This is a genomic window from Staphylococcus sp. GDY8P94P, assembly GCF_017892255.1.
In the GTDB taxonomy this organism is placed as follows: Bacteria; Bacillota; Bacilli; order Staphylococcales; family Staphylococcaceae; genus Staphylococcus; species Staphylococcus cohnii.
This window is the reverse complement of the sequence record NZ_JAESKU010000001.1, coordinates 56,057-70,238: the sequence shown is the minus strand read 5'-3', so window position 1 is coordinate 70,238 and position 14,182 is coordinate 56,057. Positions and strand designations below refer to the sequence as shown.

At 33.2% G+C, this 14,182-nt stretch carries 13 protein-coding genes; 9 read left to right on the top strand and 4 right to left on the bottom strand.

The annotated features are described in order from the left end of the window. Position 1 precedes the first annotated feature (1 nt). Entirely contained in the window at positions 2-1,717 is a 1,716-nt protein-coding gene (ptsP, locus tag KA926_RS00320; protein ID WP_210143400.1) for a phosphoenolpyruvate--protein phosphotransferase, read from the top strand. Between the two features lie 647 nt (positions 1,718-2,364). Here ptsP and KA926_RS00315 read toward each other — a convergent pair. Then, entirely contained in the window at positions 2,365-2,604 is a 240-nt protein-coding gene (locus KA926_RS00315) for a glutaredoxin family protein (protein ID WP_107384420.1), read from the bottom strand. 200 nt (positions 2,605-2,804) lie between these two features. Here KA926_RS00315 and KA926_RS00310 point away from each other — a divergent pair, with 200 nt between their 5' ends. The 3 genes from KA926_RS00310 (at position 2,805) to KA926_RS00300 (ending at position 5,922) form a co-directional block, all read left to right on the top strand. After that, positions 2,805-4,157: a cytochrome ubiquinol oxidase subunit I gene (locus KA926_RS00310; protein WP_019467856.1), complete on the top strand. Its 1,353-nt coding sequence runs from the start codon at positions 2,805-2,807 to the stop codon at positions 4,155-4,157. Continuing rightward, positions 4,157-5,173, top strand: a complete 1,017-nt coding sequence (locus KA926_RS00305) for a cytochrome d ubiquinol oxidase subunit II (protein WP_107384425.1) — start codon at positions 4,157-4,159, stop codon at positions 5,171-5,173. Before KA926_RS00310 ends, KA926_RS00305 begins: the two co-directional genes overlap by 1 nt. An 89-nt stretch (positions 5,174-5,262) precedes the next feature. Further along, positions 5,263-5,922 carry a potassium channel family protein gene (locus KA926_RS00300; protein ID WP_019467854.1) on the top strand — a complete coding sequence of 220 codons (660 nt, stop codon included), beginning with the start codon at positions 5,263-5,265 and terminating at the stop codon, positions 5,920-5,922. A gap of 261 nt (positions 5,923-6,183) precedes the next feature. On the opposite strand, the gene rnjA is transcribed toward KA926_RS00300, so the two are convergent. Together rnjA and KA926_RS00290 are read right to left on the bottom strand one after the other, a co-directional pair. Beyond that, a complete protein-coding gene (gene rnjA / locus KA926_RS00295) occupies positions 6,184-8,049 on the bottom strand; it encodes a ribonuclease J1 (protein WP_210143399.1) in 1,866 nt (621 codons plus the stop codon). Further along, positions 8,049-8,264: a DNA-dependent RNA polymerase subunit epsilon gene (locus KA926_RS00290; protein ID WP_019467852.1), complete on the bottom strand. Its 216-nt coding sequence runs from the start codon at positions 8,262-8,264 to the stop codon at positions 8,049-8,051. The genes rnjA and KA926_RS00290 overlap by 1 nt, the downstream gene beginning before the upstream one ends. A 483-nt stretch (positions 8,265-8,747) precedes the next feature. Between KA926_RS00290 and KA926_RS00285 the strand changes: the two genes are divergently transcribed. Next, positions 8,748-9,020 (top strand): hypothetical protein, encoded by a 273-nt coding sequence (locus KA926_RS00285; RefSeq protein ID WP_107505180.1) that lies wholly within the window; start codon positions 8,748-8,750, stop codon positions 9,018-9,020. A gap of 53 nt (positions 9,021-9,073) precedes the next feature. On the opposite strand, the gene def is transcribed toward KA926_RS00285, so the two are convergent. Then, positions 9,074-9,625: a peptide deformylase gene (gene def, locus KA926_RS00280; protein ID WP_107384417.1), complete on the bottom strand. Its 552-nt coding sequence runs from the start codon at positions 9,623-9,625 to the stop codon at positions 9,074-9,076. A 122-nt stretch (positions 9,626-9,747) separates the two neighbouring features. On the opposite strand from def, the gene KA926_RS00275 reads away from it, so the two are divergent. The 4 genes from KA926_RS00275 (at position 9,748) to KA926_RS00260 (ending at position 14,179) form a co-directional block, all read left to right on the top strand. Then, positions 9,748-10,374 carry a YkyA family protein gene (locus tag KA926_RS00275; protein WP_192946815.1) on the top strand — a complete coding sequence of 209 codons (627 nt, stop codon included), beginning with the start codon at positions 9,748-9,750 and terminating at the stop codon, positions 10,372-10,374. 264 nt (positions 10,375-10,638) lie between these two features. Further along, positions 10,639-11,751, top strand: coding sequence for a pyruvate dehydrogenase (acetyl-transferring) E1 component subunit alpha (pdhA, locus tag KA926_RS00270; RefSeq protein WP_192946814.1), 1,113 nt, complete (start codon positions 10,639-10,641; stop codon positions 11,749-11,751). A gap of 3 nt (positions 11,752-11,754) precedes the next feature. Further along, positions 11,755-12,732: an alpha-ketoacid dehydrogenase subunit beta gene (locus KA926_RS00265; protein ID WP_107384415.1), complete on the top strand. Its 978-nt coding sequence runs from the start codon at positions 11,755-11,757 to the stop codon at positions 12,730-12,732. 145 nt (positions 12,733-12,877) lie between these two features. Beyond that, on the top strand, positions 12,878-14,179 hold the full coding sequence (locus KA926_RS00260; RefSeq protein WP_210143398.1) for a dihydrolipoamide acetyltransferase family protein: 1,302 nt from the start codon (positions 12,878-12,880) through the stop codon (positions 14,177-14,179). Positions 14,180-14,182: the final 3 nt, after the last annotated feature.

The following is a 14,182-nucleotide window of genomic DNA, read 5'->3' as shown; positions in this document are numbered from 1 at the left end:
TATGACTAATTATATTAATGGCATTGCTGCTTCAGATGGCGTAGCAATTGCTAAAGCATATTTATTAGTTGAACCTGATCTTTCATACGATAGTGAAAAGATTCAAGATGTCGACGCAGAAATTGCTAAGTTTCACAATGCTATTGAAACATCTAAAGTTGAATTAACAAAAATCAGAAATAATGCCGAAAAAAATCTCGGCGCTGATAAAGCTGCTATTTTTGATGCACATTTATTAGTCTTGGATGATCCAGAGTTAATTCAACCGATTGAAGACAAAATTAAAAATGAACAAGTTAACGCACCAACTGCGCTTTCTGATGTGACTGGACAATTCATTACTATTTTTGAAGCAATGGATAATGAATACATGAAAGAGCGTGCTTCAGATATTCGCGATGTGTCGAAACGAGTTTTAGCACATATATTAGGTGTGGAGTTACCTAATCCTAGTATGATTGATGAAAGCGTTGTTATTATAGGTAATGATTTAACGCCTTCAGATACTGCTCAATTAAACAAAGAATTTGTACAAGGTTTTGTTACAAATATTGGAGGCAGAACTTCTCACTCAGCAATTATGAGTCGCTCACTTGAAATTGCTGCAGTAGTAGGTACGAAATCAATAACAGAAGAAGTTAAACAAGGAGACATGATTATTGTTGATGGTTTGACTGGTGAAGTGATAATTGATCCTACAGAAGACGAAGTCATTGCATACCAAAACAAACGCGAACGTTTCTTTGAAGATAAGAAAGAGCTTCAAAAATTACGCGATGAAGAAACAACAACTGTTGACGGTGTTCATGCTGAACTTGCTGCTAATATCGGTACACCAAATGATTTAAAAGGTGTAATTGAAAATGGTGCTGAAGGTGTCGGATTATATCGTACTGAATTTTTATATATGGGTAGAGACGAAATGCCAACTGAAGACGAACAGTTTGAAGCTTATAAAAAAGTGCTTGAAACAATGGAAGATAAACGTGTTGTTGTTCGTACTTTAGATATAGGTGGAGATAAGGAACTACCATATTTAAATTTACCAGAAGAAATGAACCCGTTCTTAGGCTATCGTGCAATTCGTTTATGTCTAGATCAACCTGAGATTTTCAGACCACAATTGCGTGCCTTATTACGTGCGTCAGTTTATGGGAAATTAAATATTATGTTCCCAATGGTAGCGACAATCAAAGAATTCCGTGATGCTAAAGCATTATTATTAGAAGAAAAAGAAAATTTAACAAATGAAGGTATTGAAGTATCTGATGATATAGAAGTTGGTATCATGGTAGAAATTCCTTCAACAGCTGCATTAGCAGATGTTTTTGCTAAAGAAGTAGATTTCTTCAGTATTGGAACGAATGATTTAATTCAATATACAATGGCTGCAGATCGTATGTCAGAGCGAGTGTCATACTTGTATCAACCATACAATCCAGCAATTTTACGTTTAGTGCAACAAGTGATTAATGCTTCTCATAATGAAGGTAAATGGACTGGAATGTGTGGAGAAATGGCCGGAGATGAAACTGCTATTCCATTACTATTAGGTTTAGGATTAGATGAATTCTCTATGAGTGCTACATCAATTCTTAAAGCACGCCGTCAAATTAAAGGGTTAAGTAAAAATGAAATGGAAGAATTGGCACAAAAAGCAATTAACTGTGCTACTTCTGAAGAAGTACAAGACTTAGTAAGTAATTATACGAAATAAAAAAGATTGGGACACAAATCCCAGAAAAATAGCACTCAGATGATTTAAATCAATTCATCTGAGTGCTTCTTTTTTATTCAATGCTTCGTTTTGTTGGCTCGCTTTCTTAGGGGACAGCTTCAGCCTATAGTCTTCAGCTTGTCCTATTCCCACAAGAGTCTCGCCGAAATACGTCACATCCATATGTGATTTTACATTCAAATACTTAAAAAATTAGGTCATCATGTATAATCTAATAAACACTATTGAACTATATTAACGAGGTGCCTCATGTATAAAGATTATAATGTGACTCAACTTACACTACCAATGGAACTTCAATTCTTATCCCCACAAATGATATGTCACGACATGTTAATGAAATTGTTGAAATGATTTTTAATGAAAAAGGCAATTTCTATATTATCCAATAGATATTGTCTTTTTCACTTGTTCAAGAACTTTATGTCCTAGACGCTTTTTATAGTTATATTGAAATTTATTTGAATGGTATGGAAATGTATGTGAAGTTGAGTAGTTTTGGAGAATTCACAACTCACTAAATTGTTTATTACAGTTGAAATTAGGTTATGGTTAGTTAACCCGTTTGAAATGGTGCATTAGCCTTATTTCAGTTGATTTAGTTAATGTGTTTGTATTTGAGAGGTTTAATGTGTTGTTTCAATATTTAAGGTTTGGTTAATTTTTTCCATATCAACTTGGTACATCGGTTCACCATTCAATAATATAAAAGGTGTTGCAAAAGCATCATAATCAATCATTTCATTTCGATATTGCTGATTAGCGATGTTTTTTTCTATATATTTAAAGCCTTTATCAGTTAAATAGTTTTTAATAAAGGTACAAGGAGGGCAGTCATTCTGTGTGTAAATGATGATATCAGTCATTCAACATCAATCCTTTCTACAAAGTCGTTTTCTATAATAGTAAGTGACTTTTAATTAAAATTCAAGTTATAAAATTGCATGTAATTGGTCATTAATTTGTCACTTAATTCTGAGTTTAACTAATTTTAAAACATAGCCATTGGGTTTATAATGAATGGACGTTGTGATTTTTGTCACAAATAAATTAAAAAGGTGATATTATGGATTCAGTTGAATTAGCTCGTTTTCTAACTGCAATGACACTTGCAGTGCATATCATATTTGCAACAATTGGTGTAGGTGTCCCATTGATGTTTGCAGTTGCTGAGTTTTTAGGGATTAAAAAGAATGATCCTCATTATATAACATTAGCCAAAAGATGGTCTAAAGGTTATACAATTACTGTGGCAGTTGGGGTTGTAACAGGTACGATTATAGGATTACAACTGTCATTATTATGGCCAACGTTTATGCAAATGGGTGGTCATGTGATTGCATTACCGTTATTTATGGAAACATTTGCGTTTTTCTTTGAAGCAATTTTCTTAAGTATATATTTATACACTTGGGATAGATTTAAGAGTAAATGGACACATTTTTTAATTAGTATACCAGTGATTATTGGAGGTTCTTTCTCTGCCTTCTTTATTACCGCTGTTAATTCATTTATGAATACACCAGCTGGTTTTGATATTAAGAATGGTAAAATGATAAATGTTGAACCTTGGGTAGCAATGTTTAACGATTCATTTTTAATAAGATCTTTTCACGTTGTAACGACTGCTTTTATGACGATGGCTTTTGTACTAGCTGCCATTGCTGCTTTCAAGTTAGTGAAAAATAAGTTTAAAAAAGATGCAGAATATCATAAAAAAGCATTGAAATTAACAATGATTCTTGGCATTATCTTTACTTTAGGTTCAATGTTAGCAGGAGATTTATCTGCAAAATTTTTACATCAAGAACAACCAGAAAAATTAGCTGCGTATGAGTGGCATTTTGATACGGAATCCAATGCCGATTTAGTACTTTTTGGTTCTTTAAATGAAGAGACACAAGAAGTAACTGGAGCAATTAAAATTCCGAGTCTACTTAGTTTCTTGGCTGACAACAATGTCAATACTAAAGTGAAAGGGTTGGATGAATTTCCAAAAGAATTGCATCCTCCAATGATTGTCCATTATTACTTTGACTTAATGGTGTCAATGGGTGTCTTCTGTTTAATTGTTTCAGCTGCATTTGTACTAACATTATGCTTTAAAAAATTACGGAAATTCACTTATTCAAAACCAATGCTATACGGTGCTTTATTAACTGGACCTGCAGCGATGTTAGCGATAGAGTTTGGTTGGTTCTTAACGGAACAAGGGCGTCAACCTTGGATTGTACGTGGATACCTAAAAGTGGCTGAAGCGGCTACTCAAGCAGGTGGCTTAACACTCGTAACAATATTATTTGGTATATTATATTTAATATTAATTGTTACTTCTTCTTATGTATTAATAAGAATGTTTAAGGATAAACCAGCGTATGAAGAATTTGAAGTAACTTCATCGGAAAGAGGTGATGCATGATGGTATTCGCATATATAGGTATCACGGTACTATGGATATTCTTATTTTGTTATATTATTGTTGCATCAATTGATTTTGGTGCTGGTTTCTTTACGCTACACGCTAAAATAACAAAACAAGATAAAAAAATTAATCACTTGATTGCACGTTACCTTAATCCAGTTTGGGAAGTAACGAATGTTTTCTTCGTATTCTTTTTCGTAGGAATGGTTGGTTTTTTCCCAGATACAGCTAAGTATTTCGGTACAGTATTGCTTTTACCAGCATCTATTGCGTTGATATTGTTGTCCATTAGAGGTGGCTTTTATGCCTTTGAAAACTATGGACCAGATACAAAACTACCGTGGCTTGTACTATATGGTTTAGCAGGTTTATTCATACCTGCAGCCTTAGCCACTACTTTAACGATTTCTGAAGGTGGTTATATTACTGGCTCAAGTAACCATTTAGATTTAAATTGGTTTGAATTATTGTTAAGTCCATATTCATGGTCAGTTGTATTTCTTGCAATAATATCCGTACTTTATATTTCGTCTGGATTTTTAACTTATTATGCTTCTAAAGCAAATGATAAACCTGCTTATGGTTTATTAAGATACTGGTTCTTATTTTGGGGACCGCCAATGATTGCTATTTCATTATTTGTATTTCTATCATTAAGATTGCAAAATGAGACGCATTTCTATACAGCAGTATTTGATTATTGGTGGATGTTTGTACTCAGCTTACTATGTTTTGCTGGTGCAATGTTACTCACATTGATGAAAAAGTGGCACGGTTTTGCATTTATCTTAGTAATTTTACAAATGGCTTTTGCGTTCTTCGGCTACGGTGCAAGTAAATTACCATATATTTTATATCCATATATTCGCATAGATGAACATGTTGTTAATAGTGGTATGGCTATTGCTTTAATCATCGCGTTTATTTTAGGTTTACTTTTATTAATTCCATCGCTAATATTATTATTGAGATTATTTGTTTTTGATAAAAAATATGTTGAAGGTAAAAAGTAGACAAATATACTTAAATACAGTAGTAATGTTTATTGTTTAAACTACTAATATTTGATATATTTCAATTATCTTATTTTTGGAGGACGCATATGGATAAAGAATATGTGGTTATAGGTTTAGGTCGTTTTGGTGGTAGTATTGTTAGAGAATTAAATGCCTTAGATATGGATGTCATGGCGATTGATATGGATGAAGCACGTGTGAATGAATATAGTGATATTGCCACACATGCTGTAATTGCTGACACAACTGATGAAGCAGTGATGAAAAGTTTAGGCATTAGAAATTTTGATCACGTTATTGTTGCAATAGGCGAAAATATTCAATCTAGTACGTTAACGACTTTAATTTTAAAAGAGTTGGGCGTTAAGAAAGTAACGGCTAAGGCTCAAAATGATTATCATGCTAAAATTTTAAATAAAATTGGTGCAGATACTGTTGTTCATCCTGAAAGAGATATGGGCAGAAGAATTGCACATAATGTAGCTAGTGCTAGTGTTTTAGATTATTTAGAACTAGCAGATGAACATTCAATAGTAGAAATTAAAGTTAGTGAAAAGATGGCAGGCCAAACAATAATAGAATTAGATATTAGAGCTCAATATGGTATAAGTATTATCGCTATTAAAAGAGGCAGAGATATTATCGTATCTCCAGATCCAAACATAAATATTGAAATTGGAGATATTTTAATTATGATTGGTCATGACAATGACTTAAACCGATTTGAAAAAAAGGTAGTTAGATAAATAATAATATATAAATTAAAGAAGGGATTGGGACAAATCAATGGTGCCCAAACCCTTCTTTTTTAATTCTTAACTGATTTTGTTAACTGGTGATGCGCGATGTGAATTATGTAAGTGAGATACTGTTGAGGCTTACTATATCATCATTTACAGGCCAAACAATGCGTTCAAAATAGCAAGTATTTTAATATAAAAAGCACTCATCCATAGCAAATGGATGAGTGCTTTATTTTGAAAAGCTGATTATATTTTTTGTTATGATTACGATTCTGATGATTGATCTGATTGATTATCATCTTTTTTTGGTTTTGGTTTCTGAGTTGTGTTTTTATTATCTTTATTGTTAGAAACTTTTGTGTTTTTGTTTTGAGATTTAGTATTGTATTTTTTAGAACTGTCTTTTTTTTGATTTGATTTATTTTGTGGTTTTTTATTTTGAGAAGGTGAATCACCTTCATTTACTTTCATTATCACTGGTAAAATCATTGGCTTACGTGCTGTTTTCTCAAATAAATATGGTTGTAGCGTTTCAATGATTGATGATTTAATTTGATGCCATTGTATTTCTGGATTTTGGTTCAGTTTAGAAATAACATCTGTTTTGATTTTTCTTTGCGCATCATAAATTAATTGACCAGATTCACGCATGTAAACAAAACCACGAGAAATAATGTCAGGGCCTGAGAGTAGTTTGTTTGTTTTAAAGTCTATACTAACGACGACGATGACTAAACCTTCTTCAGACAATAATTTTCTGTCTCGAATAACTACGTTTCCGATATCTCCAATACCACTACCATCGACTAACACGTTGCCGGATGGTATTCTTCCAGCTTTTCTAGCCGAATTATGTGTTAAAGCTAAGACGTCACCGATATCAAAGATAAACACATTGTCTGGTTCTACGCCACATTCAATTCCTGATTGACCGTGTGCTTTTAACATACGATATTCACCATGAATAGGAAGGAAGAATTTTGGACGTAGTAAGCGTAACATCAATTGTTGATCGCCTTTAGACCCGTGTCCAGATGTGTGAATGTTTGAAACCTTATTGTGTATTACTTCAGCACCAGCGCGATATAATGAATTTATTGTGCGGTTGATACTTTTAGTATTACCTGGGATAGGCGAAGAACTAAATACTACAGTATCTTCTGGAATAATTTTTATTTGTTTATGTGTACCGTTAGCAATTCTTGATAAAGCTGCCATTGGTTCACCTTGTGAACCTGTACATAAAATGAGTAACTCATGTTTAGGAACACTATTAATTTTGTTTGGTTCTATAAAAGTTTCAGGTGGTGCTTTTATATAACCGAGTTCCATACCAATTTTAATATTGTTTTCCATTGAGCGACCAAAAGTTACAATTTTACGGTTGTGTTTAATTGCAGCTTCGACTGCTTGTTGAACACGGTAGATATTAGAAGCAAAAGTTGCAAAGATAATTCTACCACTACAGTTACGGAATATCTTTTCAACATTTTGGCCCACTTCACGTTCACTCAATGTAAAATCAGGAACTAATGAGTTAGTAGAGTCTGAAAGTAAACAAAGTACACCTTCTTCTCCGAGTTTTGCCATTTTCGCTATATTTGCTGGTTCACCAACTGGCGTAAAATCAAATTTGAAATCTCCAGTGTGAACAATATTACCTTCTGGCGTATTAACAATAACACCATATGATTCTGGAATACTATGTGTTGTTAAATAGAAAGAAACTTCGAAATGTTTAGATTTGATAACGGAACTTTCTTCAATTTCAATAAGTTCTGTTGTTCTTAACAAGTGATGTTCTTCCAACTTATTTCTGATTAAACCTAAAGCTAATGGTCCACCATATATAGGCACGTTTATTTGTTTTAATAGGTAGGGCACACCACCTATATGGTCTTCGTGGCCGTGTGTTATAAACAGACCAACTATTTTGTCTTGGTTCTGTTCTAAATAAGTAATGTCAGGAATCACGTAATCAATACCTAATAAATTATCATCAGGGAATTTGATACCTGCATCTATAATTACGATTTCATCCTGATATTCTACGGCGTAAGTGTTTTTTCCGATTTCACCTAAGCCACCAAGGGCATAAACCGCAACTTCATTTTTATGAATTTGTTTCATTACTCAGCTTGCTCCACATTAAAGTGATCAGATTGTTTTTCATATTCTAAATGTGCGCCCTCAAGTTTAGTAATAAACTCGATATTGTAATTACGGTCTTTCAAATATCTTCTTACTTGTTCTTCTGATTGAGCTTCAACATAAATAGTTTGTGTGTGTTCTCTTACAACTACTTCTTCTTTGTTATGTTGAAAAAATACTTTAAATACTGCCATTATATCTATTTCCTCCTAAATTTTGGTTAAATTATTTATATAAACCCTGAAATGTATATTATTTTGTGAGCTTCTTAATTTTAAATAAAATGATATTTACTAAAAGTGTATTGAAACTACGTTTTTATATAAAGAGAACATACGAGCATTTGCCCAGTATGTTTCTAGGGTCATTTTAAATTCGTTCGTATAGAAAAATACAAATAGAAAGCATTTGTATGTTTTCAGTTATTTCTCATTTTACATGATGTAGTAGAATAAATAAAGCAGTTTTATTTTCTGCTTATACTTAATATGTAGAAAAAAGTGATTCACTATATATAAGGTATTTAACTTAGTAAATTTAAACAAATCATTTTGTAATATTAAATGAATTATCAAATAGCTTGAGTCGATAATAAAAATTAATTATGATTAAAAGGAAATATAATAATTAATAATATAATGTGAAAAAGTAATAGAGATGAAATGAAGGTGGTTGCTATGGATAAAGTGAAGCGTATTGTTGAAGATATTAAAAATGAAAAACAACGAACTGATAAGGTCTTTCAAGATATCACATTTGAAATACGTGCGGAACAAGTTATCATGTTTTTCAATTACAATGAAATCATTGATACTGTGAATGAAGATCAAAATTATGTAAAGCACAATCATGATCCGGTATTTATTGATATCCAAGAATTAAATGCTTTGAAGAAAGAATTACAAGAATTGAACATCATGTACCATGAAAGAAGAGACGATTTTATGTAAAAAGAACTGTTAGTATACGTGTGCAATTGCCACATCTACTAACAGTTCTTTTTTTATACTTCTACTGCATCTTCATGAGGTTGCAGTGGATGTTCTGAATCTATGTGATCATAAAACATGATGCCATTAATATGGTCTATTTCATGTTGAACTACAACAGCTGGATAACCTTTTAAACGTAATTTAACATCATTACCATCTATATCTTTCGCTTTAACAGTAACTCTATATTTACGGTGTACTAGTCCTGGTACATTTTCGTCTACACTTAAACAACCCTCGCCAGTAGGTAGATAGGCTTCTTGAATGCTATGACTCATAATTTTAGGATTTACTAACATCAAGTCATAACTTTTACCTTCTCCATCATCTGGTAAATAGACGGCAATCATTTTTTTAGAAATATTGATTTGTGGCGCTGCAAGTCCGACGCCAGAACGAAGACCATATTTATTAGCAGTTTCTTCATCTTGACTATTTATTAAAAATGCTCTCATAGATTTTAATGTTTCTCTATCTTCATCTGATAATGGGACTTCGACATCTTTAGCTTTTTCACGTAGTGTTGGATGTCCATCTCTAATTATATCTTTCATTGTTAACATTTGTTCATACACCTTCCTTAATATAAAATATACCAAAGATTACCAAATAAAATACAGTAATAAATTTGATTTATTAAAATTTATTATATAATATAGCACACGAAAAAGGAGGATTTCTCAAAATGAAATTTAAATATGGTATTGGTGCCATACTAGCTTCCACAGTACTTATAGCTGGATGTACAACTGATAAAGGTGAAATAAAAGATTATAATGAAAAAATACAACAAGCATTCGATGAAGAAAAGCCTGTTTCATCAGTAGGCAAAAAACTTAATGAACTAGAGCAAAAAAAGCAAAAGCTTGTTAAAAAAATCAATGGGAAAGACCAACAAGAAGCCAAACAAACTTCTGAAAAAATTGTAGATAATGTTGAAGAAAGACAAAAAGAATTTAAAAAAGAAGAAAATGCGTTAGATAATTCAGAAAAAGAATTTAAAAAAGCACAAAAACATTTAGATAATATTAGTGATGAAGATAAGAAAAAAGAAGTGAAAGAATTAAATGATGCTTTAAAAGATAAATATAAAGCACATGATAACTATGCAAATGCATACAAAAATATTATGAACAAAGAAAAAGATTTATTTGAATATGGAACTCGTGATCAAGCTAACCAAGAAGAAATGAATAAAAAGACAGAGGCTGTATCCAAATCATATAGAACTATGGACAAATCTTTTAATAAATACAAAGATGCAATGGAAAAAGTAAATAAAGAAAAACAAGATGTAGATAATTTAAATTAACTTAAAATGCTATTAATTTGAAATTTAAGGCAAATAACTATAGCATATTAAATGAGGACGCTTACATTCTTTTGGGAGTGGACACTTTGAAACTTGTAAAAAAGATAGTACAGCATGTTTGAAAATAGTGATACAGTTTTAAAACTGTACCTATTTACTGTATTACAGAACTTTTCATATTTGTTTAACAGTGAAACAGTTTTGTGATACAATGTTAAAGGATAAAATGAATTTCTATTATACGGGAAAGGTATGGTGAATTGAATGGCTCCGAAATTGAAAGCCCAATTCGATGCAGAGAAAGTATTGAAAGATACTGAATCTCAATTTGAAATGATCCAAATTTTGGATGAAGACGGTAATATCGTTAATAAAGATCTAGTACCTGATTTATCAGACGAGCAATTAGTAGAATTAATGGAAAGAATGGTTTGGACACGTATTCTTGATCAACGTTCTATTTCACTAAATAGACAAGGGAGATTAGGATTCTATGCACCTACTGCAGGACAAGAAGCTTCACAATTAGCTTCTCAATATGCATTAGAACAAGAAGACTTTATTCTTCCTGGTTATCGTGATGTTCCACAATTAATTTGGCAAGGTCTGCCATTAACTGAAGCATTTTTATTCTCTAGAGGTCACTTCAAAGGAAATAGAATGCCTGAAGGTGTTAATGCACTAAGCCCACAAATTATTATCGGCGCACAATACGTACAAACAGCTGGTGTTGCACTTGGACTTAAAAAACGTGGGAAACAAGCTGTAGCAATCACATATACCGGTGATGGTGGTTCTTCACAAGGTGATTTCTATGAAGGTATTAACTTCGCTTCAGCTTACAAAGCGCCAGCAATTTTTGTAATTCAAAATAATAACTATGCGATTTCTACGCCACGTAGTAAACAAACAGCTGCTGAAACTTTAGCTCAAAAAGCTATCGCAGTAGGTATTCCTGGCATACAAGTAGATGGAATGGATGCACTTGCAGTATATCAAGCGACTAAAGAAGCGCGTGATCGTGCTGTAAACGGTGAAGGTCCAACACTTATTGAAACAATCACTTATCGTTACGGTCCACATACAATGGCTGGAGACGATCCAACGAAATACAGAACTTCAGACGAAGATTCTGAATGGGAGAAAAAAGATCCATTAGTTCGTTTCAGAAAGCATCTTGAAAATAAAGGTCTATGGACTGAAGAGAAAGAAAACGAAGTAATCGATCGTGCGAAAGCTGAAATTAAAACTGCTATTAAAGAAGCGGACAATACAGAAAAACAAAAAGTTACAGACTTAATGGAAAATATGTATGAAGAAATGCCTCAACATTTAGCAGAACAATATGAAATCTATAAAGAGAAGGAGTCGAAGTAACCGATGGCACAAATGACAATGGTTCAAGCGATTAATAATGCGCTTAAAACCGAATTACAAAATGATGAAAATGTCTTACTTTTCGGTGAAGACGTCGGTGTTAACGGTGGTGTATTCCGTGTAACTGAAGGATTACAAAAAGAATTCGGTGAAGACCGAGTGTTTGATACACCTTTAGCAGAATCTGGAATTGGTGGCTTAGCTCTAGGCTTAACTACACAAGGTTACCGTCCAGTTATGGAAATCCAATTCTTAGGATTCGTATTTGAAGTGTTTGACTCTGTTGCAGGTCAAATAGCGCGTACACGTTTCCGTTCTGGTAACTCAAAACAAGCACCAGTAACTATCCGCGCCCCATTTGGTGGTGGTGTACACACACCTGAATTACACGCAGATAATTTAGAAGGTATCTTAGCTCAATCACCAGGATTGAATGTAGTTATCCCATCTAGTCCTTATGATGCAAAAGGATTATTAATTTCTGCAATTAGAAGCAACGACCCAGTTGTATATTTAGAGCACATGAAATTGTATCGTTCTTTCCGTGAAGAAGTGCCTGATGAAGAGTATACAATTGAAATCGGCAAAGCGAGTGTCAAACAAGAAGGTAATGATATTACATTAATCGCTTATGGTGCTATGGTACAAGAATCATTAAAAGCCGCTGAAGAATTAGAAAAAGATGGTCATTCAGTGGAAGTTATTGATTTACGTACGGTACAACCAATCGACTTAGAAACGTTAGTTGCTTCAGTAGAAAAAACTGGACGTGCAGTCGTAGTTCAAGAAGCACAACGTCAAGCTGGTGTTGGAGCTACAGTTGCTTCAGAATTAGCAGAACGTGCAATTCTGTCATTAGAAGCACCAATTGCTCGTGTAGCTGCTGCTGATACCGTTTATCCGTTTACTCAAGCTGAAAATGTTTGGTTACCAAACAAAAACGATATCGTTGAAAAAGCAAAAGCAACATTAGAATTCTAATAAATATTAATAAGTTTGGGATAGCTTTTAAAATGTTATCCCAACTTCATTGATTAATAATAAAACAGCATGAGATTGCGAATCATAAGTTCCGTTCTCATTTTCTAATTTTTGACTAAATATGAATTTTTAGGAGGATAATAACGTGGCATTTGAATTTAAATTACCCGATATTGGTGAAGGTATCCACGAAGGTGAAATTGTAAAATGGTTTGTTAAAGCTGGAGATACTATCGAAGAAGATGATGTTTTAGCTGAAGTTCAAAATGACAAATCTGTAGTAGAAATTCCATCACCTGTATCAGGTACAGTGGAAGAAGTACTTGTAGATGAAGGTACAGTGGCTGTTGTCGGAGATACAATTGTTAAAATTGATGCGCCTGATGCGGAAGATATGGAATTTAAAGGTAGCGATAGCAATGTGTCTACAGATGAAGCTGAAGCAGAACCTGCTAAAGAAGAAAGTTCTGAAGCAGCGGCAACTACACAATCATCAGCTGATGAAGATGTAGATGAAAATAAACGTGTTAAAGCTATGCCTTCAGTGCGTAAATATGCACGTGAAAATGGTGTAAACATTAAAGCAGTTGTAGCTTCAGGTAAAAATGGACGTACAACTAAAGAAGACATTGATGCATACTTAAATGGAGATGCAAGTGTAGCTTCAACTGAAAGTGCAAGTGAAACTGCAGAAGAAACTTCTGCGAGCACAGCACAATCAGCACCAGTTTCTAGTGAAGGTGAATTCCCAGAAACAACTGAAAAAATCCCTGCTATGCGTAAAGCAATCGCTAAAGCAATGGTTAATTCTAAACACACTGCACCTCACGTAACTTTAATGGATGAAATTGATGTTCAAGAATTATGGGATCACCGTAAAAAATTCAAAGAAGTTGCAGCTGAGCAAGGTACTAAATTAACATTCCTACCTTATGTAGTGAAAGCTCTTGTTTCTGCACTTAAGAAATATCCAGCACTAAACACAGAATTTAATGAAGAAGCTGGAGAAATTGTACACAAACATTATTGGAATATTGGTATTGCAGCTGATACAGACAGAGGTTTATTAGTGCCTGTTGTCAAACATGCTGATCGTAAGTCTATGTTCCAAATTTCAGATGAAATTAATGAATTAGCTGTAAAAGCACGCGATGGCAAATTAACTTCAGATGAAATGAAAGGTGCTACTTGTACTATTAGTAATATTGGATCAGCAGGTGGACAATGGTTCACACCAGTTATAAATCACCCAGAAGTAGCTATCTTAGGTATTGGTCGTATTGCTCAAAAACCTATCGTTAAAGACGGAGAAATTGTAGCTGCGCCAGTATTATCATTATCATTAAGCTTTGACCATAGACAAATCGATGGTGCTACTGGACAAAATGCAATGAACCATATTAAGCGTTTATTAAATAATCCAGAATTATTATTAATGGAGGGGTAAAAC

Coding starts and splice junctions, on each gene's coding strand:
- KA926_RS00290 (WP_019467852.1), bottom strand. CDS start 8,264: ATGGCAGTATTTAAAGTATTTTTTCAACATAACAAAGAAGAAGTAGTT.
- KA926_RS00265 (WP_107384415.1), top strand. CDS start 11,755: ATGGCACAAATGACAATGGTTCAAGCGATTAATAATGCGCTTAAAACC.
- KA926_RS00315 (WP_107384420.1), bottom strand. CDS start 2,604: ATGACTGATATCATCATTTACACACAGAATGACTGCCCTCCTTGTACC.
- ptsP (WP_210143400.1), top strand. CDS start 2: ATGACTAATTATATTAATGGCATTGCTGCTTCAGATGGCGTAGCAATT.
- rnjA (WP_210143399.1), bottom strand. CDS start 8,049: ATGAAACAAATTCATAAAAATGAAGTTGCGGTTTATGCCCTTGGTGGC.
- KA926_RS00275 (WP_192946815.1), top strand. CDS start 9,748: ATGAAATTTAAATATGGTATTGGTGCCATACTAGCTTCCACAGTACTT.
- KA926_RS00285 (WP_107505180.1), top strand. CDS start 8,748: ATGGATAAAGTGAAGCGTATTGTTGAAGATATTAAAAATGAAAAACAA.
- def (WP_107384417.1), bottom strand. CDS start 9,625: ATGTTAACAATGAAAGATATAATTAGAGATGGACATCCAACACTACGT.
- pdhA (WP_192946814.1), top strand. CDS start 10,639: ATGGCTCCGAAATTGAAAGCCCAATTCGATGCAGAGAAAGTATTGAAA.
- KA926_RS00310 (WP_019467856.1), top strand. CDS start 2,805: ATGGATTCAGTTGAATTAGCTCGTTTTCTAACTGCAATGACACTTGCA.
- KA926_RS00300 (WP_019467854.1), top strand. CDS start 5,263: ATGGATAAAGAATATGTGGTTATAGGTTTAGGTCGTTTTGGTGGTAGT.
- KA926_RS00305 (WP_107384425.1), top strand. CDS start 4,157: ATGGTATTCGCATATATAGGTATCACGGTACTATGGATATTCTTATTT.